The following is a 22,137-nucleotide window of genomic DNA, read 5'->3' on the forward strand; positions in this document are numbered from 1 at the left end:
TTAGAAATTGGAACACTTTTCTTATTAGCGTTTTGCGTATTTTATTTTGTCTATCATGAGAGTCTACCAACGCTTGATAATTAACAACACAGTCTTAATATAGGCTATAACGCATACTATATTTGTTTTGTATTATCACGAGAGCTTAACGACCTCTACTTTCTAAATTTGATTATTTAAAAAACCAATCGCAGCCATTTGTGACGGTCACAGTTCAATCATAGTGGCGCAGTCGGAATTATCATCTGGATGCGTTATAATAGTCGTCATAACTTTATTAAAACTGTAGTCAAACCAAGTTCATACAACGATAAACTGCAGTGTTTAGTATTCCGCCTATTTTATTTATAAAATTCACGACACAGCAACTATGACAGACATAGCATTTGTGTCATAACGCATAGGAAACCTTATGAGTGAGCACAACCAAACTGCTGGTCAATTAGACCAGTCTGCAGACTTTGAGTCAGCATTAGACACTGAACAGGCTGAAACCAAGAGCAATATTACGATTACCGAGACAGCGCAAGGTTATTTGGCTGATCTGCTGTCAAAGCAAGATACTGATGGCATTGGCGTACGTATCTTTGTCGAGCATCCTGGCACACCGCGTGCAGAGTGCTGTATGGCATACAATCAGCCAGGTGAAGAAGACAGCGCTGATTTACGATTCGACTACGAGAATTTTTCGGCCTTTATTGAGGCGGCGTCAGTCCCTTATTTAGAAGATGCAGTCATCGATTATAATAAAGACCGTTTCGGTGGTCAGCTGACTTTTCGTGCACCGAACTCAAAAGTGCCAAAAGTCGGTGCTGATGCCAGTGTTGAAGAGCGCATCAACTATATTTTGCAATCAGAGATAAACCCAGGTCTTGCTGCACATGGTGGTATGGTAGATCTGCTAGAGCTAATCGAGGAAGAAGGTGTCGGCTTGACTGCAGTCCTAAAATTTGGTGGAGGTTGCCAAGGGTGTTCAGCCGTCGATATGACTTTGCGTCAAGGGGTTGAAGTACAGCTTAAGCAGCAAATACCAGAGCTAACCCAAGTGGTTGATGAGACGGACCACACCCACACTGAAAACGCCTACTATAAGTAAATGTTTAATAGTAAATTAGTGATCTATAAGTGTGAAAGACGGTATGAATAAAGCTTATTAAACTTATTGCTTATGAATATCAGGCATTAGACGCTGAATAAATGGCTATTCTTTTAATAAAGAAGCTGGGTTATGATGAACTCAGCTTTTTTTATTACTATGATTTAGGAAATAGCTTTTTTAGAGATTATTTTTATTCAATACGTTTTCAATTAATGTTAAGGAGTATGTGATGAGTAATGGACAACCAGAGAATAATACTGACAATAACCTAAAGAGTACCGCGCACTTAGAGACGCTTGCCATTCATGCAGGTTACACTGTTGAGCCGACAACCAAATCAGTGGCAGTGCCTATTTATCATACCAGCTCCTATGCTTTTGATAATACGCAGCACGGGGCAGATTTATTTGACCTTAAGGTTGCAGGGAATATCTACACCCGTATTATGAATCCGACCAATGCGGTACTAGAGGAGCGCGTAGCAGCGCTTGAAGGCGGTATTGGCGGACTTGCGGTCGCCTCTGGTATGGCTGCCATCACTTATGCCATTCAAACCATCTGTGAGGCGGGAGACAATATCGTTGCAGTATCGACTCTATACGGTGGGACTTATAATCTGTTCGCTCATGCGCTACCGCGCCAAGGTATCGAAGTTCGCTTCTTTGACCACAAAGACCCTGAGGCTATCCGTGATTTAATCGATGACAAAACCAAGATGGTCTTTGCTGAAAGTATCGGTAATCCGCTGGGCAATATCATCGATATTCAAGCGGTCAGTGATATCGCCCACGAGTATGGTGTACCAGTGGTGATTGATAACACGGTGGCGACGCCCGCGCTTTGTCGTCCGTTTGAGTTCGGCGCTGATATCGTCATTCATTCATTGACCAAATATATGAGCGGCACCGGTACGTCAATTGGTGGCGCTATCGTTGATGGCGGGAGCTTCGCTTGGGGCGATTACCCTGAGCGCTTTCCATTATTAAACACACCAGATGACAGTTACCATGGCGTAAACTTTGTAAAAGATGTGGGCGCAGCAGCTTTTATAGCTCGTGCTCGCGTTGCACCGCTACGCAATACTGGTGCAGCATTAAGTCCCCTCAATGCTTTTAGTATCTTGCAAGGTATGGAGACGTTAAGTTTACGTATGGAGCGTCACGTACAAAATGCACAAGCCGTTGCTGAATATCTGCGTGACCATGATGAGGTTGCTTGGGTGAAATATGCAGGCTTGCCTGATCATCCTGAGCATAAGCTTGCTAAAAAGTATATGAAAGGCACACCATCTGCTATTTTAACCTTTGGAGTAAAAGGGGATCTTGAAGCAGGGGCACGCTTTATTGATGCGTTGCAGCTGATTACGCGCTTGGTCAATATCGGTGATGCGAAGTCTTTAGCCTGTCATCCAGCGACGACGACGCATCGTCAGCTAAACGAGCAAGAATTGGAGCAAGCGGGCGTTAGCAATGATATGGTACGATTATCTATTGGTATCGAACACATTGAGGATATAAAAGCAGATTTGGCTCAGGCGTTAGCGTCAGCCTCTGTTTAAAGACAGTTTGCCACCTAAAAAGCCCATATCGTGATGATATGAGCTTTTTTATTGAACTAACAGTATTGATACAACTATAGTGGTCTAACAACGTCAAAAACGCTTATCTAGGCGACCAACACTCGGCAAGCAATGTCTTTGTAGTCTTGGGAGTCGAGTCGTGGACCAAACTGTTGAATGACTTGACTGGCCACTTCGCTGGCAAGACGACCACATTCTGGCAAGCTATATTGCTGTGATAGAGCATATAGAAATGCACCTGCATAGTTGTCGCCCGCTCCATTCGTATCGATTACATTGGCGACTTTGGGCGTCGGTATTTCATGAATAGTAATGTCACTGGTGTTTTCTTCAGACTTATGAGCAATGATTGCACCGTTAGCGCCATCAGTGACCACAGCAGTCTGACAGTATTCAAGGAGTGCACGTGCTGAGGCTTTGAGTTGTTTTTTTCCAGTAAACAGTCGGGCTTCTTCGCTATTACAGAATACCACCGCAACTTTATTACCCAGCATATTAAGTAAACCCTCTTTTGCAAACTTCACCACCGCCGGATCGGCAAAGCTGACCGCAATTTTGGCATTATGAATCCCTGCTTGCTGACGCAGCTGGGTCATGGCAGGTTGAATGCTATCAGACATTGCCAAGTAGCCTTCGAAATATAGCCAGTCTGATTGTGTTAACGCTTCAAAGTCAATATTGTCAGCAGTGATATCACTGGATGTACCAAGGTAGGTTTGCATCGTACGCTCACCATCATGGGTGACAGCGACTACACAAGAGCCGGTCACACCGCCTTCATGTACCGACTTGGGTGAGGTTGCCACGCCTGCTTGATTTAAGTCTTTCAGATAAAATGTGCCTTGTGCATCGTCACCTATACGGCAAGCGTAAAAGGGTTTACCGCCTAGGCTTGCGAAAGTAAACATAGCGTTTGCAGCCGAGCCACCACCTGCTTGCTTTGATAGCTTAATATTCGCCAGTTTTAAAAATGCCAATACTTGTTGCTGCTCATCAAGACCTGCTAGAGTCATATTGCCTTTGGTTAATTCGGTTTCTTCTAGTGCAGCATCGCTAAGCACAAACTCATAGTCAACCAAGGCATTACCTACCGCCATTACATCATACATATATTATCTCTCCCTCTTTAATATTAAAATAAAATAGCGTTTTAATTGATTGCTAAGCTTGTAGCTCAAGAAGGCGCTGATATAAAGCATTCTTTTTGACACCTGTAATATCAGCAGCTAAAGACGCCGCTTTTTTGACGGACATATCCTCTAGTAAACGCTGCAATAATTTGTCATGATCACTGATATCATCATCCTGCGCTACGCTAACCCCTGCGACGACCACAACCATCTCGCCACGTCGCTGATTATCATCGGCTTTAACGAAATCAATAAGATCGCCAAGGGTCGTTTTATATACGGTCTCGAAAGTTTTGGTTAGCTCACGACAATAAGTTACTTCACGATCAGTACCGAATACGTCTGCCATATCTTCTAAGCTTGCCACAATGCGATGCGGTGCTTCATAAAATATGAGGGTCTCAGGACGTGACTTCAACGCTGATAGCTGTTTTTGACGGCCATGTGTCTTTGCAGGCAAAAAGCCAATAAAGCTAAATCGATCAGAAGGTAGTCCGGCGACTGACAGTGCGGCAATCGCAGCTGAGGCCCCGACAATAGGCGATACTTTGACATCAGCTGCATGCGCGGCTTGCACCAATTGATAACCTGGATCACTCACCAGTGGCGTGCCTGCATCGCTAATCAAAGCAACCGAATGGCCTTGTTGAATCATCTCGATGATTTTGGGCGTTTGAATAGCACTGTTGTGCTCATGATATGCCCACAGTTTATTGTGACTGCGGGTTTTATTGTCTGCCGCAGCATTGTTGCTGTCAATTTTATTAACAGGCTTATCATTAGTATTGTCGCTTTTGGTCTCGATACCAAAATGCGCCAGTAGCTTCCCTGAGGTACGGGTATCTTCACAGGCAATAATAGCAACGTGTTTTAAGGTTTCAATTGCACGCGGTGTCATATCGCTTAAATTACCAATCGGAGTAGCAACGATATACAGACAAGCTGGCATCGCAGTAGGGGTAGACATGAAAACCTCGTGAATGTGATGTTAAGTGCTAAAAAGTAGTTAGTTTATCATGTTGTGCTATGATAAATCCGAATTGACTACTATGTGGTTATTCAGAGCGCATCAAGTTAAATGTTAATACAGATGATTTTACAGGTTTTGTTTATAAAAAATGAAGAGAGTACGCGTCATGGCTAAGCCAACTAATGGTCATCGGCCACTGATTTTGACGTCTCCTAAGCAGCGTCAAGGTAGTGTGTTTGAACAACAAGCATGTGAATTTTTGCAGCAGCAGGGTTTAGAGCTTATCGCTCGAAATTGGCAACAACCAAAAATAGGTGAGCTTGATCTTGTGATGTTAGAAACAGGTCGAACGTGGTCGACGTTGGTATTTATTGAGGTGCGTCAGCGGTTACGCTCAAGCTTTGGTGATGCTGCACTGAGTGTAACCAAAGCCAAGCAGCGCAAAATTATCAAAACTGCCAAATACTTTTTGCAACAATATCCTGAATATGCGCATTTTGAGTGCCGATTCGATGTGATTGCTTATGATATCGAACGCTCTATGAGCAAGACGGCTGAGCATAATAACTATAATGAGAATAACCATAACGAAAATATTCGTAAAGACTATTCGACTAAGCATTCAACAGCAGGGTATCAACCAGAGTGGCTTTTAGGTGCATTTATGGCGACAGCATGGTAGCGTATTGAGTTTAGACACTATTGAAAATAATCTTTAGTAAAATCTGTATCTAATAAAATCTATATCTAGAAACATCTATAAGGCAACTATCTAAAAGTAGCTATCCAACAAGTTATCGTTACCAAAAACCTAACCGCTAATTGTAAAAATTAAGTAAAGTATTTGGCACAGTGCTCAGAGCAAGATAAAACATACCTATCTAGCTTCGTTATGCTCATTGTGATTGCGATTTTGTGTGCAACAAGACTGATATAACAAACAATATTGCTCATAAAATCATTATAATGTTTACTGTGTTTTGGCGACACAGATTTTGCCCAATGCTATTACGTCCTATACTAAATTTTAAATACTGACTGTGTTTGATGAGGAAGATAATGACAAGGTTGTATACACTCAAATCCGTTTATAAAACACCACGTGTCACTATCAATCGTACGATGATAGGTGCTATTTTAATGGCTAGCATGGTTAGTACAGGCTGTACGACCAATTACTTGACCAATAGCACTGAGGGGACTTATGGAGTGCCGGTAACGGAACGTACTATCCCTCAACGCTTGCTCGATCGTAGTATTGAACACACAGCAAAGATTAATATTTATGGTCTACAAGAAAATCTACAAACCAATAGCCGGATAAGCATTGATAGCTTTTATAGTGAAGTCCTGCTTACTGGCGAGGTGCCAACAGAGGCATTAAAGACGCAAATTGAAAAAGTAGTCGGCTCTATGCCTGATGTTCGCCGTGTCTATAACGAGCTAAATGTTAGTGTCGCTAGAGGTTATAGCTCAACCGTACATGATGGCTATATCACATCAAAATTGATGGCCAAAGCTGCGGCTAATAATGCAGTCAAAGCGTCACAATTAAAAGCAGTGACTAACGATGGTGTGGTCTATATCATGGGTAGAGTGACACCCACACAGCAAAGCCATCTAATCGATATCGCCAACAGTACTGCTGGTATTACTGAATTGGTCTTACTAACCACAGTCGTAGACAATAGAGGGTTGCCTATTAATGAGGCAGATATTATGTCAGAGAGCGATCCTAAAAACGCTACTACGCAAGCAACCAGTGCAAAACCGATTATTAGAGAAGTTGAACCAACACACTCCACAAGCAATGTAGCATCTGCTACCCCAGTAGCGGACAACAATACGTTAGAAGCGGATAACCCAACTGAACAACAATCTTCTAGCTCTTATGTTGATTTATACCAAAATCCATAAATTGCCTGGCGCGTCAAACAGAGCTATGGACTAGTCACAACTTTGGATCAATCACGATGTCAGCTAACCCATTGGTAACTGTAGACTGGCAATAAAAAGGATAATAACAATGAAGGGTTCAAATTTTGGTCAGGCACAACAAGCGATGGACACGACTCGGGCAACCAATGTCATGTCTGCGCGCAAACAATCCAGAAGTAAGCTAAAACTTGTAGGTGCTAGTATAGTAGCAGTGGGTGCGATTACCTTTGCAACCCAACAAGCGCAAGCATTGTCAGCGCTGGCTGTGGTAAACGGTATCACTGCAAACGGTGGTGTGGGTGTCAGTAAGGACATATTGTACGGTGATGAGCCGCTACAAGATTTGGATATTTACTACCCAAAACCATTGGCGCAGGCCATGAAAGCAAAGGACACTATCGTGGATACTTATCCAATGGTCGTGTTCGTACATGGTGGCTCGTGGGAAAGCGGTAGTAAAGATGAGTATGCGTTCGTTGGGCAAAGCTTAGCTCAAGCAGGTTACGTTACCGCAGTCATCAACTATCGAAAAGCCCCCGAACATGTATATCCTGATTACGTTAAAGATACTGCTCAAGCAGTTGCATGGAGTATTAACAATGCATCAAGTATTCATGTTGACCCTAAGCGCGTCGCTGTCATTGGTCATTCTGCTGGCGCGTTTAATGCAGTAGCCGCCGTTTCTAATGAAGACTTTTTGACACCTTATGGTGTAAAACCAAACGATATTGCTGCCGTTATTGGTATTGCTGGCCCCTATAGCTACGACTTTCGTAAGTTTGCCAGTGCGACTGCTTTTAGTGCGGATGACACGCCAGATGATGTAATGCCTGATCGCCAAATAAAAGGTACACAGCCACCATACTTGCTATTGACTGCCGAAAACGACGAGACCGTGCACGATACAAACACTATCAAAATGACTCAAGCTTTACATGACCATGGTGCCAAGGTTGAAAATGGACAAATTAAAGGCGCCAGTCATGCCACAAGTATCGGAGCGATGGCACCACCATTACGTTGGGTCAATGATGTACGTGCGCAAGTATTAATGTATCTAGACAAAACTTTAAAGTAAGTGTACCAATAACTGTAGAGTCACCACTTATGCTTATGAGTAGACAATACTGTAAGATGGTGAAACTCTTGTTATAATGATGCCTTTATATAATATATAGCTTTCTTGTATAGACCATACAAATGTTACTTTTAATATAATAATAGGATTTTTTATGAGCATGAACGCTGATGATTTGATTGCATTTTTACAGCAGCATTTTCCGGATGCTTTTATTCAAGCTGCCAATCAAGGCAATAAATTTGATGTACGTGTCGTCGATGCCAGTTTTGAGGGCAAACGTGCGGTACAGCGTCAACAGGCTATTTATAGATTGGTAAATGATAAGATTGCCAGCGGTGACATCCATGCGCTCAATATCCAAGCATTAACGCCTGCTGAGTGGGAAGCACAGTCCCAAGGTTAAACGGTTCTTATTTTTATAGTGCAAGCTTTTGATTTTTATTCATGGCTTTTTTCTTCACATATATAGCTAGGTTGTCACTTTTATGGATCAGTTTTTAATCACCGGTAGTAGTCGTATCGCAGGGGAAGTTACTATCTCTGGCGCCAAAAATGCCGCTTTGCCTTTGCTTGCAGCTATGATATTAGCTGAGACGCCCACCACCTTACACAACGTGCCATCGTTACAAGATGTACGTACATTGATTAGACTGATTGCTGGTATGGGTATCGATATTCAAAAGCAGGGTGATGCCGTCACTTGTGATACCAAAAGTATCGATAATTTTTATGCACCTTATGATCTAGTCAAGACTATGCGTGCATCGATTTTAGTATTGGGGCCGCTACTGGCGCGTTTTGGTGAGGCAGAAGTCTCACTACCAGGCGGCTGTGCGATAGGCTCACGTCCAGTTGATCAACATCTAAAGGCCTTTGAGGCAATGGGCGCTCATATCACTGTAGAAAACGGTTATGTTAAAGCCCAAGCCCCTAAAGGTGGCAGGCTAATTGGTTGTAACTTCTCTTTTGATATGATCACCGTTGGTGGCACCGAAAACGTCATTATGGCAGCGGCACTAGCCAAAGGTACGACTGTGTTAGGTAACTGCGCGCTTGAGCCAGAAGTGGTCGATTTGGCCAATATGCTGGTTGCAATGGGCGCTAAGATCAGCGGTATTGGAACAGCAACCATGACTATTGAAGGCGTAGAACGTCTACACGGTTGTGAGTACTCAGTCGTTCCTGATCGTATTGAAACAGGCTCATATCTAGCAGGTGCTTTGATGACTCGCGGAGATGTATTGACCAAAAAAACCAACGCAGCACTATTATATCCTGTGCTTGAAAAGTTTGAAGCAATGGGTGCGACGATTACAACGGGTGAGGACTGGATACGAGCACAGATGACTGGTCGTCCAAAACCAGTTGATATTCGTACCCAGCCACATCCAGGGTTTCCCACAGACATGCAAGCTCAATTAATGGCGATTTGTTGTCTGGCAGATGGGACAAGTACCATTATTGAAAACATCTTTGAAAATCGCTATATGCATGTTCCTGAGCTCAATCGTTTAGGTGCATCTATTCAGGTAGATGGTCATACAGCGGTGGTTAAAGGTGTCGAGCACTTTACTGCAGCACCAGTAATGGCGACTGATTTACGCGCATCAATGTCATTGGTAATGGCAGCATCTGCTGCTGAAGGTGAGAGCTTGATTGACCGTATTTATCATATTGATCGCGGTTACGAAGACGTCGAAAACAAACTTCGCGCCTTAGGGGTTAATATTGAGCGTATCAATACCAACGACTAGATTTATTATATCTTGCGTAGGGCACTTACCACTATCAGCGTTATAATATACACACTTCCTAGTCTCTAGGGACATCAATTTTACACGGACACCTTGTCATTATGACTGAGCAAACTGAACGCTTACAGACTAACGACTTATTAAATGAAGTAGATAACGAATTTAATGGCCTCACTTTAGCATTATCAAAAGGTCGTATTTTAGAAGAGACAATGCCGCTACTACAGGCGGCTGGTGTTGATTTACTAGAAGACCCTGATGCATCACGTAAACTTATCTTCCCTACCTCAAATCCAAACGTGCGCGTACTTATCCTACGCGCGAGCGATGTGCCCACCTATGTAGAACATGGCGCTGCTGATTTTGGAGTAGCAGGAAAAGACGTACTTCTTGAACATGGTGCCAACCATGTCTATGAGTTGTTAGACTTAAAAATTGCTCAGTGTAAGCTTATGACAGCAGGCGTGAAGGATGCAGCATTGCCCAATCGTCGTTTGCGTATTGCGACCAAATACGTCAATGTTGCCCGCGCCTACTTTGCCAGTCAAGGTCAACAAGTAGACGTGATCAAGCTTTATGGCTCTATGGAGCTTGCGCCATTAGTCGGTTTAGGGGACTTAATCGTTGATGTGGTCGACACTGGCAATACTCTACGAGCTAACGGTCTAGAGCCGCGTGAGCATATCTGTGATGTATCGTCTCGTTTGATCGTTAACCAAGTCAGTTATAAGCGTAAGTTTGTGTTACTTGAGCCTATCCTTGAGAGCTTTAAAAACAGTATTGCTGCTGCTTCTTGATTATCAAATGGTTGATAAATATTGAAGGTAGATTATATTTATTATTAATAATGTAAAAGGGTGTTATGTGAGTTTTAAAACCAGTTTGGCGTTCTATGTTAGATATAGCGTGCTAAACTGGTTTTTTGATATGTAATTACTAAGAAAAAATCCAATATCATTTATTGAAGATAATGATAGTTCATTTAGTAAAAGCTATTATTATGATTTGATTGTTTTCATAGTTTTTGTTTTTCCAGCCGTCTTTTTGGCTTAAACATAGGATTAAATCATGCGTCAGTTAAGTACTCAAGATACCGATTTTGAACAGCAATTGAAGGATCTGCTGGCATTTGAGACAGTCAACGATGTTGATCTGTTAAAGACTGTCGATGATATTATTACTCAAGTACGTCATGATGGTGATAACGTAGTGCTAGCATTGACCCAAAAGTTTGATCAGCATCCAGCAACGACGATACAAGAGTTAGAACTGTCTAAACAATCACTCGCTGAAGCTTTTGACAATTTAGATGGAAAAGTAAAGACGGCATTGACTACAGCGGCGACGCGTGTGCAGACATTTCATAAACGCCAAGTTCAAGAGACATGGCAATATGAGGATGAGTTGGGAAATCGCCTAGGACAGAAAGTGACGCCACTTGATCGTGTGGGTATTTATGTACCAGGCGGGCTCGCATCTTATCCATCTTCTGTACTGATGAATGCTATTCCTGCAAAAGTCGCTGGCGTCACAGAAGTTATCATGGTTGTACCAGCCCCCAATGGCGTACTAAACCCCTTAGTATTGGCAGCCGCGCATTTGGCTCAAGTCGATCGCGTGTTTACGATTGGTGGCGCTCAGGCCGTGGCAGCGTTAGCATATGGTACCAAAACTATTCCAGCGGTAGACAAAATCACTGGCCCTGGCAATAAATATGTGGCAGCCGCCAAACGAGCCGTATTTGGGCAGGTAGGTATCGATATGATAGCTGGTCCATCTGAAGTGCTGGTGTATGCAGAAGGGCAAGCCCAAGACCGTGCCGATTGGTTAGCCATGGATTTGTTGTCCCAAGCGGAGCATGACTGTATTGCTCAAGCGATTTTTGTGACGACAAGTAGCGAGCAGTTGGCACAAGTCGCTACAGAGATTGAAAACGCTTTAGCAAAATTGCCAAAAGCAGATATCGCTCGCGACTCATTACAAAATCGTGGTGCCCTTATCCTAGTCAAAGACAGAAGCGAGGGTATGGCTTTGATCAATCGCATTGCACCTGAGCATTTAGAGCTGTCTGTTGATGACCCTGATGCACTACTTGAGGATATTCGTCATGCGGGTGCTATCTTTATGGGACGTCATACGCCTGAGGCAATCGGTGACTACTGCGCGGGACCCAATCATGTGCTACCAACCTCAGGGACTGCGCGTTTTTCTTCGCCGCTCGGTGTCTATGACTTTCAAAAGAAATCATCTATCATTTACTGTAGTAAGGACGGTAGTAAGCCACTGGCTGAGACCGCTGACATTTTAGCGCAGCACGAAGATTTGGAAGCTCATGCACGCTCAGCTCGATATCGTTACCAGTAAAATACCTATACATAGACGTTATATAGACAGAATAGCGGATATAAAGAACCCTTTATCAGAAATATATAGTGGTTATAACTGAGGCTGTATAGAATTTAATAAGATATCGTCAAAACATTATTATTACTGTCATTTTAGGTCTTGCAACCCTTTTAGCTATGAGTAGGATAACTTATGAGTGAACAAAAAGTTGATACCAGACTTTGGTCGTCCAAAGCACGTAACTTGTCACCTTACGTCCCTGGTGAGCAGCCCCAGCATGCTAATTTGTGTAAACTGAACACCAACGAAAATCCATTTCCGCCATCACCGAAGGTAGGGGAGGCCATTGCTAACGTCTTAGAGCAGCAGGCTTACGATTTACGTCTGTATCCAGCTCCTGAATCTGATGATCTGCGTACGGCATTAGCCGAGTTATATAATCTTGATATAAACGAGGTATTTGTCGGTAATGGCTCAGACGAAGTTCTCGCTTTAGTATTTGCCAGCTTTTTTCTCAAAGAGCGACCTGTCTTAGCACCAGACATCAGCTATAGCTTCTATCCTGTCTATGCGCAGACTTTCGGTATAGAGCTGGTACAGATTGCATTGGAGGATGATTTTAGTATCGATCCCGATGCTTACCGCCAACCTTGTAGCGGTATCATTATTGCCAACCCCAATGCACCGACAGGACTGCTGTTATCGCTTGCCGATATTCGTAAACTTGCAAGCGAGCACTCCAATTCGGTGATAGTCATTGATGAAGCTTATATTGACTTTGCTTGTATAGATGATACCAACTCTAGTACTCAGGTTTCAGCGGTGAGCTTAATCAATGAGTTTGACAATATATTGGTGACTCAAACCTTTTCAAAATCTCGATCATTAGCAGGTTTGCGCGTCGGAATGGCTTTTGGTGATGCGTCATTAATCGAAGCGTTGACGCGTATGAAAAACAGCTTTAATAGCTATCCATTAGATAAGTTGGCGCAAGCTGGCGCAACTGCTAGCGTTTTGGATAATAATTATTTTGAACAAACCCGCCAACAAGTCATTGATCTGCGCAAGTCGTTGACGACTCAGCTAACAGCGCTTGGCTATCAAGTACTGCCGTCGCATGCCAACTTTGTATTTGTCCGTCCTAAAGATGGGGACGCAAGCGCAGTGGCTGCTAAATTACGCGAGCAAGGCATTATCGTGCGACATTTTGATAAGCCGCGCATCCAAGAGTATCTTCGTATCACGGTCGGTACACAAGCGCAGCATGAGCGCTTGATTGATGCTCTGACGGCTATGCAAACGACCAGTACAGATAATGAGTCTATCTCAAATATGGGCTAAGTTTTTATCAGGGCAATGTTAAATGACCAATCGATAATAAAGTGTTCCGCTATATGAGTTTTACATAAAGTATTGGGAAAACCTTTATATGATGTCTGGTTGGTTTAATACGTTTAATAGATTGCCCACTTTATCGAGACACTCTTGATATTCCTCTTTAGAGTTAGAGGCGACAGTAATACCGCCACCTGCCCATAAGCTGACCTCTGTCTCGGCATTTGCTAAGCTATTAGCCTGCAACGTACGAATGAGTACATTCCACTGCCCACTTCCATCAAAATTCATATAGCCCATGGTGCCACAATAGGCGCCACGCGGTGCTTGCTCTAACTCAGAAATGATTTCGACAGCGCGCTTTTTTGGCGTGCCAGTGATCGAGCCTGCTGGCAGACTACCAAACAATACGGCTAATGGATGGGCATCGTCTTTTAGCTCGGCGCGGATGGTGCTGACCATATGATGGACATTGCTAAAGCTCTCGATAGCAAACAGTTTGGGTACTTTAACGCTACCAATTTTGGCATATTTGCCCAAGTCGTTACGCAATAAGTCGACAATCATGACGTTTTCGGCGCGATCCTTTTCACTGTCGATCAACTGCTGCTTATAGGCGTTATCTTGTTCGCGGTTGGTGCTGCGCGGCATGGTGCCTTTGATGGGTTTGGTGATGATATGATGTTTGCCGCTATTAGGTTCTTTGGTAAAGGTAAAAAATAGCTCAGGCGAGCAGCTTAGTAGTTCAAATTGAGGGTTAACGCTATGAAGGTCACGAGCATCACGGTCATTGTTGCTATTATCAAACCTATCGTCATCAAGCGGCTGGGTTTGTAAGTACCCTGCAAAGGGCGCTTGGGTGTTTTGATGGAGCACTGGCAAATAAGCGATCAGGCTTGTGGACTGAGTAAATGCATTCTCTCTAGCGCTCGCCAGATATCCTATCCATTCTTGAGTCAGGTTGATCTGATAACAGTCGCCTTGCTGTAGATAGTATTGGGTTTTATCAAAAGCTGCTTGATAGTCATGTTGGTGCCAGCGCGGCTGTAGGTGTAATGGCGCAGGCGTTTTTGCAATGTTATTTGTTGTTTTAGATAGCTGTTGTTCTAGTGAGTCTAAGCAGGATATCAGCAAGCCAAGCGCTGGGTCTGTCTCATCTGATGGTGTATGTAGCCCTACAGTACGCAGCGCCCAGCCACGACCACTATCGCAGGGCGTCAGATACATGTCATAGTGCCCCAATACCGCACAAGGCTGCGCTGCCAGCTTAATATTAGCCGCTGGACTCAGCTCATGAGCGGCAATATCATAACCAATAAAACCTATTAAACCGTGATGATAATTTGGCTTCTCATAGAGTGTGTTTAGAGAGTTTGAGACGGTGTTATTAGCCTCATAAGCTTGACTATAAGCAATCAACTCGTCTTGCCACTTGATATAATTCATATATGCTGTCGTAACAGCATTCTTATCACTGCGGCAGTGTTTTATTACTTTATAGGTAGGCAACTTTGTATGAGAGATTTGGTTATGAGTAGCGTATACAGACCAGCTTACTTTTGGTAGCAAGCCAATCACTGGTCGTCCAGCATTGTTTAGCCAAACCAGTTGCCAGTTGGTCTGAACGTCTTGCTTGATTAAGTGGCGCTGCAGCTTTGGCAACAGCTCAGCAGCACTCAGCGCACCAAAACGCCAGCTATTTTTGATAGCTGGCGTTTGTACAAAATTAGTCTGTCTGTTCTTATTTTGAAAAGAGTTCGGTGCAAGCATGTTTTAAGCGTCAAACCTTTTAATAATCAAGGTCGCGTTAGTACCGCCAAACCCAAAGCTATTACTCATTAGGGTGTCTAGCTGGGTTTCACGTAGCTCAGTGACGATATCAAACGGTGCTGCTGCCTCATCAATATTTTCAATGTTGATACTTGGCGCGATGAAGCCTTCTTGTAGCATAAGCAGGCAATAGATTAGCTCTTGCGCTCCAACTGCCCCTAGGCTATGACCTGTCATTGATTTGGTTGAGCTGATAGGGGGGACAGAGTTTTGAGTGGTAGAGTCAGCATCAGAGCCAAATACTTTAGCGATGGCTTTTAGCTCAGTAATATCACCTAGCGGTGTACTGGTTCCGTGGGTATTGATATAGTCAACGCGCTCTAATCCTGCTTGATCTAACGCTTGCTGCATACAACGTACCGCACCTTCACCACTTGGAGCAACCATTTCTGCCCCATCAGAGCTAGCACCGTAGCCGACGATCTCAGCCAAGATATTTGCGCCACGCGCTTTGGCATGCTCAAGACTCTCAACCACTACCATTGCACCGCCGCCAGCAATCACAAAGCCATCACGATCTTTATCATAAGCACGTGAAGATTGTTTGGGTGTGTCATTATACTGAGTGCTCATTGCACCCATTGCATCAAACATACAGGACTGGGTCCAATCTTCAGCTTCACTACCACCAGCGAGTATCACATCAGCCTTACCCAATTGAATAAGCTCAGCTGCATGTCCGATACAGTGAGTCGACGTTGCACAAGCAGAAGAGATAGAGTAAGAGATACCCTGGATTTTTAGTCCAGTCGCAAGCGCAGCTGATACCGAACTACTCATAGTCTTTGGTACCGCCATTGCACCGACCCCGCGTAGACCTTTTTCACGCATAGAGTCTACAGCACTAACGACATCTCCTGTCGATGCTCCGCCCGAGCCTGCAACCACACCGACACGCGGATTATGGTTAATAGTCTCAAGGGATAAGCCAGACTGTTTGATTGCCGCTAATGCGCTTACATATGCATACAGGCTTGCATCGCTAAAAAAGCGTTTTAACTTACGATCAATGCCAGAAGTGTCTAACGCAGTCTTATCGATGCTACCACTAACTTGTGACTTAAACCCATGTTCAGCGTAAGTTTCATCAATTGTAATGCCAGATTGTCCTTGTCTAAGAGCAGATGTGACGGCGTCTAAATCATGTCCGATACAAGAGACAATCCCTGCTCCAGTAATCACAACTCGGCGCATATTCCATTCCTTATAATAATGAATTATTATCGATATATATCTAAAAATTAATGATGAATATCTATAACTATGATTGAACCATATCTATATTTGCAGGTTAATACGTTAATATTATAATAACGTATCAGAGACGCAAAAACTTTACTTAGGTGTGAAATAGCAGTAAACACTGATTATTTTTACAGTCAATGCTAGAAAACCTTTGAGATAATGTTATAGGGACAATATGCTTTATTATAGCATTCTCAGAAGCAGCAGATGAGTTAAAAAACCTATTTATATGTATTCTAGATAACGAATGTGTATATAAATAAACCCCGCTCCTAGATACAAACTTTGCGATATTAATAACATTGTTCACACTGACATAGAATCTGATATATAGCTAAAATAACGGCCTAAGCACTGATACAAATACGTATCGTTGTTATTTTCACCATTAATTATTAGTATGTTAATATATTTAATATATAGCTACACACATAAAGATATAACGGATCAATTCTTAGGTTGTTTAATTACCATATTAAGGACATAACGATGGCAAAGCGTAGTACTCTCTCTCAAGGTATCAACACTATTGGGCATTTTACTCGTAACAATCTTGAACGTATGGGATCACTCATTGATAGTGCTAATGCTAAAACAAGTAAACCTCGTCAATACAAGGCTGTAAATCTAGGAGATGAAGACTTCCAACAGGATCTGTTTCGGGAGCAAACTTTAAAAACGACACAACAGTTACTAGGTGCACGTTTTGCCACATATGGTAAGTACGCTAAGAAAGTTGTTCCAAATAGTTTGTTTAAATCTGTGTTAGACAGCTCTTTTGTTCAGGTTGCGAAGCTAGCAGCTAGCTGGAGTCAGTTAGATTTGCCTAATGAGCATCGTTTTGCTGATATCACTGCGCTAGACAATGAAGAACGCTATGCACTAGCGACTGATATTGCCAATCAAAATAGAGCGCTGGCGACTTTAGGTGGTCTAACGGGTCTGGCAGGATTGCCAGGATTGCTGGCCGATACCCTATGGTTGTTATTAGTATCATTGCGCTCTGTCTATCAGTTAGCCGCTGTTTATGATCAACCGCTGACTGGCAAGCAGGGTATAAAGATGGCTTACGAGCTACTTGCTAGTGCGGATTTAAGTAAAATGCAAGAAAAACAAGCCCTTTTAGCAGGTATTGGAGTAGGAAAAGGGCTACTTGATAATGCTCAAAGTCGTGGTTTACACAGCGAGCTACAAAACCTTGGTCTTAAAAATCAAAACGTTAATTTTTATGCAGAGCAAATAGACAATATCGCTGGTCAAGTAGGGTTTGATTTAGATCAGGTTGATTTAACTTGGATACGTCGTTTGTTACCAGTGTCCGCAGTGGCTGTTGGTATGCATTATAATAGTCGTTTGATTGATGAAGTGCTTGGCGTTGCTCAAGCGACTTTTGCGCCAGAGCCAAAACTTGCCAATCGTTCTATCACTGATGATAGCAGCAGTGAAGAACAAGTCAAACAAATGGCAAGCGATAAAGACCCAGCTGAAGAAAATAAGTCAGACGAGTTTGACAGTACTTCTGTACAAGAAGAGTCAGATGAATCGACTAAAGATAATAAAAAAACAGAGGATAAAGCCGTTAACGCTGAGAACAAAGCAAATGCTAAGTAAATGAGCATAGAGTCGGCTGATATTATGTCAAGCAGAATGTCGTAAATATACCGAGAGCTGTCTTGAAAAGTGAGTTAGCAACACCATATATACGATAACAAGCCTAAAACTTCATACTCTTTTAAAAGTAAGTAGTAAGCTTTTTATATATGTATCTGATGCTTTGCAGTATCACTAACCAGTATCAGAGTATACTTAATACATATATTTTGGGTATTGTAAAGTAGATTTGTCTATAAGTAGTTGAAATAGCAGTAACATATCTTTATAATACACTGTCCTAAAAATGGGTGCTCCAGAATTTTCATATTTATGGAAAGGATGGCGAGTTTGCCCATTTTTTTGTTTTATACCAAACGGGAGAAGGATGCCTTATGGCAACAACTAACCAATTGATTCGTAAGGGTCGCAAAACCATCAAGGAAAAGTCAAAAGTTCCTGCGTTACAAGCGTGCCCACAACGCCGTGGTGTGTGTACTCGTGTATATACTACTACGCCAAAAAAACCTAACTCAGCAATGCGTAAAGTTTGCCGTGTACGTTTGACTTCAGGTTATGAAGTATCAAGCTATATCGGTGGTGAAGGTCACAACTTACAAGAGCATAGTGTTGTACTTATCCGTGGTGGTCGTGTAAAAGATCTACCAGGTGTACGTTATCACACTGTTCGCGGTGCATTAGACTGTGCAGGCGTTAAAGACCGTAAGCAAGGTCGTTCTAAATATGGTGCGAAGAAGCCTAAAGCTTAATATTAGCTGCGCTTAATCGTATCACCCATTAACTGTGCATGGGCTTGGTGTTAACCGCTTTATTAGTAAAACTAATAATAGAATGTCATAACATACCGCCATGCAGTAAGGCTGACTGACAACTTGATATAACACCTATAATATTGAATGGTGCAATGTTGTGAATGTCAGACACTCCTGAAGACAAGGAAATTTATTATGCCAAGACGTCGCGTCGTTGCTACCCGTGAGATCCTTCCAGATCCTAAGTTCGGTAGCCAAACCATCGCTAAATTTATCAACCATGTAATGAGTGATGGCAAAAAATCTACTGCTGAACGTATCGTTTATGGTGCGCTTGATACAGTAAGTCAAAAGCGTAACATCGAAGATCCAGTATCTTTTTTTGAAGAAGTTTTAGAAAATGTACGTCCTATGGTTGAAGTGAAAGCTCGCCGTGTTGGTGGTGCAACCTATCAAGTACCAATGGAAGTACGCCCCTCCCGTCGTACCGCATTGGCTATGCGTTGGTTGGCTGAAGCTGCTGCTAAACGTTCTGAAAAATCAATGTCTTTACGCCTTGCTGGCGAATTGTCTGATGCTTCAGAAGGTAAAGGCAATGCTATGAAAAAGCGTGATGAAGTTCACCGTATGGCAGATGCAAACAAAGCATTCTCTCATTATCGCTTCTAAAGTAGCTTAGCGTATCCAAACAATTTCTAATGAATTGTTTTGCGCGTTATATGATCAATCGATTAACTTGTAAACGATAAGTTTGCAAGTTAGTTGTTATACTATTTATCCCATTAATTTTTGTCATAATTGATAAGATGTTTGAATAATTTGTTACTTTTGTGTGGTTAAAATTATCATTAATCTTAGATGGCAGACATTTATCATGATGCTGTTTAAAAAGGCATCCCAAATTTTATGCTGTAATATTCTTAGTATTTGCTCTTTTGTTGTCCGTATTAGGCCCAATAATCAGTAAGTAGTATCACGAAGCTCACCGCTTTGTTATAGAGTATTAGGCAGAGACACAATACATTATTATATACACGAATTTCCCTAGGAAAACACTATGGCTCGTAAAACTCCCCTAAAGCGCTATCGCAATATCGGTATCTCAGCGCATATTGATGCTGGTAAGACGACTACTACTGAGCGTGTTTTATTCTATACCGGTGTTAGCCACAAGCTTGGCGAAGTTCATGATGGTGCAGCCACCATGGATTGGATGGAGCAAGAACAAGAACGCGGTATTACTATTACTTCAGCGGCCACCACTTGTTTTTGGTCAGGTATGGCAAAGCAATTTGATGAACATCGTATCAATATCATTGATACCCCAGGACACGTTGATTTCACGATTGAAGTTGAACGTTCTATGCGTGTACTTGATGGCGCATGCATGGTTTACTGTGCGGTAGGTGGCGTTCAGCCACAGTCTGAGACCGTATGGCGTCAGGCTAACAAGTATAAGGTTCCACGTCTTGCATTTGTAAACAAGATGGACCGCGTTGGCGCTGATTTTTATCGCGTCATCGATCAAATCAAAACTCGTTTAGGTGGCAAACCGGTGCCGGTCGTCATCCCAATTGGTAAAGAAGACGATTTTGAAGGCGTTGTTGATCTAGTAACAATGAAAGCTCTATATTGGGATGAAGCCTCTCAAGGTATGGAGTTTGACGAGCGCGAAATTCCAGCTGAATTACAAGACAAAGCGGAAGAATATCGCGAATATCTTGTAGAAAACGCTGCCGAAGCGTCAGAAGAGCTTATGAATGAGTATCTGGAAAATGGTGAATTGACTGAAGAGCAAATTCACGGCGCTCTTCGTCAATTGACTATTGATAACGAAATTATTCCATTACTTTGTGGTACTGCTTTCAAAAACAAAGGCGTACAAAAGATGCTAGATGCGGTTATTCAGTATCTACCAGCTCCAATGGATGTACCAGCTATTCGTGGTATTCTTGATGACAAAGATGAAACTGAAGGTACGCGTGAAGCTTCTGATGAAGCACCATTCTCAGCACTAGCGTTTAAGATCATGAATGATAAGTTCGTTGGTAACTTAACATTCGTACGTGTTTATTCTGGTGTTATTAAGCAGGGCAGCAGTGTTTATAACCCTGTTAAAATGAAGCGTGAGCGTGTAGGCCGTATTGTCCAAATGATGGCAGATTCACAGCAAGAGCTTGAAGAGATTCGTACTGGGGATATCGCAGCTCTAGTTGGTATGAAAGACGTAGGTACTGGTGATACGTTATGTGATGAGAGCAACGTTATTACTCTTGAGCGTATGGAATTCCCAGATCCAGTTATCAGTCTAGCTGTTGAGCCTAAGACTAAAGCTGACCAAGAAAAGATGTCTATTGCTTTAGGCCGTTTAGCAAAAGAAGATCCATCGTTCCGTGTACACACTGACGAAGAGTCTGGTCAGACGATCATTAGCGGTATGGGTGAGCTACATTTAGAAATTCTAGTTGACCGTATGAAGCGTGAGTTTAACGTTGATGCAAACATCGGTGCGCCACAGGTTGCTTATCGTGAAACGATCCGTGAGACTGTCGAGCAAGAAGGCAAGTTTGTACGTCAAACAGGTGGTCGTGGTAAGTTTGGTCACGTTTGGTTACGTCTTGAGCCGCTTGATCCAGCAGGTGAAGTTGAATACGAATTTGCTGAAGAAGTTGTCGGTGGTGTGGTACCTAAAGAGTATCATGGTGCGGTCGATAAAGGTATCCAAGAGCGTATGAAAAACGGCGTACTTGCTGGTTACCCAGTAGTTGGCGTAAAAGCAACCTTATATGACGGTTCTTACCATGACGTTGACTCGGATGAATTATCATTCAAAATGGCAGGTTCAATGGCCTTTAGAAAAGGTTTTATGGCAGCTAATCCAGCACTGCTTGAGCCAGTCATGAAAGTTGAAGTTGAGACACCGGAAGATTATATGGGTGATATCATGGGCGATCTTAACCGTCGTCGTGGTATGGTACAAGGTATGGAAGACTTACCTGGTGGTACCAAGCAGATTCGTGCTGAAGTACCTTTGGCAGAAATGTTTGGTTATGCCACTCAGATGCGTTCAATGTCGCAAGGCCGTGCTACGTACTCAATGGAATTCCAAAAATATGCTGAAATTCCAAAGTCAGTGGCTACTGAAATCATCTCTAAATTTAACTCTAAAGATGATGACGAGTAAGTAAAAAGCCATTAAATATGGCAATATAAAGCGAATCTTTGTATTGCCAGTAGAGAATCTGCCAATAACTTGTTAAAAGACTTGTTATTGGTTGTAATTTTCTTATAATATCTGCACATTGAATGTGCAACCTTTTAACATTTATCTTAATGTGCTTAGTATTATTGAACTACTATTTAAATACTCTAGTAAAGTAATCTAGCCCAAATAAAGAGGAAATACCCATGGCAAAGGCCAAGTTTGAACGCAACAAGCCACACGTCAACGTCGGCACCATCGGACA

18 protein-coding genes are annotated in these 22,137 nt (G+C 42.6%); 14 read left to right on the forward strand and 4 right to left on the reverse strand.

The features are described 5' to 3' along the window. Window positions 1–412 precede the first annotated feature (412 nt). Window positions 413–1,096, forward strand: coding sequence for a Fe-S biogenesis protein NfuA (gene nfuA, locus BTV98_RS12725; protein WP_082638094.1), 684 nt, complete (start codon window positions 413–415; stop codon window positions 1,094–1,096). Window positions 1,097–1,328: 232 nt separating this feature from the next. Beyond that, window positions 1,329–2,657, forward strand: a complete 1,329-nt coding sequence (locus BTV98_RS12730) for an O-acetylhomoserine aminocarboxypropyltransferase/cysteine synthase family protein (RefSeq protein WP_058369921.1) — start codon at window positions 1,329–1,331, stop codon at window positions 2,655–2,657. 107 nt (window positions 2,658–2,764) lie between these two features. On the opposite strand, the gene BTV98_RS12735 is transcribed toward BTV98_RS12730, so the two are convergent. Both BTV98_RS12735 and rsmI read right to left on the reverse strand, forming a co-directional pair. Continuing rightward, entirely contained in the window at window positions 2,765–3,787 is a 1,023-nt protein-coding gene (locus tag BTV98_RS12735) for an adenosine kinase (protein WP_058369920.1), read from the reverse strand. Between the two features lie 52 nt (window positions 3,788–3,839). Continuing rightward, window positions 3,840–4,775, reverse strand: coding sequence for a 16S rRNA (cytidine(1402)-2'-O)-methyltransferase (gene rsmI / locus BTV98_RS12740; RefSeq protein ID WP_075103731.1), 936 nt, complete (start codon window positions 4,773–4,775; stop codon window positions 3,840–3,842). A 169-nt stretch (window positions 4,776–4,944) separates the two neighbouring features. Between rsmI and BTV98_RS12745 the strand changes: the two genes are divergently transcribed. The 8 genes from BTV98_RS12745 (at window position 4,945) to hisC (ending at window position 13,238) form a co-directional block, all read left to right on the forward strand. After that, window positions 4,945–5,460 (forward strand): YraN family protein, encoded by a 516-nt coding sequence (locus BTV98_RS12745; RefSeq protein ID WP_227511826.1) that lies wholly within the window; start codon window positions 4,945–4,947, stop codon window positions 5,458–5,460. A 377-nt stretch (window positions 5,461–5,837) separates the two neighbouring features. After that, window positions 5,838–6,695, forward strand: coding sequence for a BON domain-containing protein (locus BTV98_RS12750; RefSeq protein WP_058369917.1), 858 nt, complete (start codon window positions 5,838–5,840; stop codon window positions 6,693–6,695). Between the two features lie 109 nt (window positions 6,696–6,804). Beyond that, window positions 6,805–7,794 carry an alpha/beta hydrolase gene (locus BTV98_RS12755; RefSeq protein WP_227511825.1) on the forward strand — a complete coding sequence of 330 codons (990 nt, stop codon included), beginning with the start codon at window positions 6,805–6,807 and terminating at the stop codon, window positions 7,792–7,794. Between the two features lie 154 nt (window positions 7,795–7,948). Beyond that, entirely contained in the window at window positions 7,949–8,200 is a 252-nt protein-coding gene (locus BTV98_RS12760; protein WP_058369916.1) for a BolA family protein, read from the forward strand. Window positions 8,201–8,282: 82 nt separating this feature from the next. Then, entirely contained in the window at window positions 8,283–9,551 is a 1,269-nt protein-coding gene (gene murA, locus BTV98_RS12765) for a UDP-N-acetylglucosamine 1-carboxyvinyltransferase (protein ID WP_058369824.1), read from the forward strand. Between the two features lie 101 nt (window positions 9,552–9,652). Continuing rightward, window positions 9,653–10,348: an ATP phosphoribosyltransferase gene (gene hisG, locus BTV98_RS12770; RefSeq protein WP_058369825.1), complete on the forward strand. Its 696-nt coding sequence runs from the start codon at window positions 9,653–9,655 to the stop codon at window positions 10,346–10,348. Window positions 10,349–10,619: 271 nt separating this feature from the next. Then, window positions 10,620–11,915 (forward strand): histidinol dehydrogenase, encoded by a 1,296-nt coding sequence (gene hisD, locus BTV98_RS12775; RefSeq protein WP_058369826.1) that lies wholly within the window; start codon window positions 10,620–10,622, stop codon window positions 11,913–11,915. Between the two features lie 174 nt (window positions 11,916–12,089). Continuing rightward, complete coding sequence (gene hisC / locus BTV98_RS12780) at window positions 12,090–13,238, forward strand: histidinol-phosphate transaminase (protein WP_058369827.1); 1,149 nt, start codon at window positions 12,090–12,092, stop codon at window positions 13,236–13,238. Between the two features lie 84 nt (window positions 13,239–13,322). Here the strand turns inward: hisC and BTV98_RS12785 are convergent, their stop codons facing one another. Together BTV98_RS12785 and BTV98_RS12790 are read right to left on the reverse strand one after the other, a co-directional pair. Continuing rightward, entirely contained in the window at window positions 13,323–15,002 is a 1,680-nt protein-coding gene (locus tag BTV98_RS12785; protein WP_075103732.1) for an anthranilate synthase component I family protein, read from the reverse strand. Between the two features lie 3 nt (window positions 15,003–15,005). After that, window positions 15,006–16,256, reverse strand: a complete 1,251-nt coding sequence (locus BTV98_RS12790) for a beta-ketoacyl synthase N-terminal-like domain-containing protein (RefSeq protein WP_058369541.1) — start codon at window positions 16,254–16,256, stop codon at window positions 15,006–15,008. Window positions 16,257–16,796: 540 nt separating this feature from the next. On the opposite strand from BTV98_RS12790, the gene BTV98_RS12795 reads away from it, so the two are divergent. From BTV98_RS12795 to fusA, 4 genes are all read left to right on the forward strand, one after another. After that, complete coding sequence (locus BTV98_RS12795) at window positions 16,797–17,918, forward strand: EcsC family protein (RefSeq protein WP_058369540.1); 1,122 nt, start codon at window positions 16,797–16,799, stop codon at window positions 17,916–17,918. A gap of 374 nt (window positions 17,919–18,292) precedes the next feature. After that, on the forward strand, window positions 18,293–18,667 hold the full coding sequence (rpsL, locus tag BTV98_RS12800; RefSeq protein ID WP_025646352.1) for a 30S ribosomal protein S12: 375 nt from the start codon (window positions 18,293–18,295) through the stop codon (window positions 18,665–18,667). A 198-nt stretch (window positions 18,668–18,865) separates the two neighbouring features. Continuing rightward, on the forward strand, window positions 18,866–19,339 hold the full coding sequence (rpsG, locus tag BTV98_RS12805; protein ID WP_058369539.1) for a 30S ribosomal protein S7: 474 nt from the start codon (window positions 18,866–18,868) through the stop codon (window positions 19,337–19,339). Window positions 19,340–19,727: 388 nt separating this feature from the next. Further along, the gene (gene fusA, locus BTV98_RS12810) at window positions 19,728–21,854 is read left to right on the forward strand and encodes an elongation factor G (protein ID WP_058369538.1); all 2,127 of its coding nucleotides are present in this window, start codon (window positions 19,728–19,730) and stop codon (window positions 21,852–21,854) included. Window positions 21,855–22,137: the final 283 nt, after the last annotated feature.

It is taken from the genome of Psychrobacter sp. Cmf 22.2 (assembly GCF_001921745.1).
Lineage (GTDB): Bacteria > Pseudomonadota > Gammaproteobacteria > Pseudomonadales > Moraxellaceae > Psychrobacter.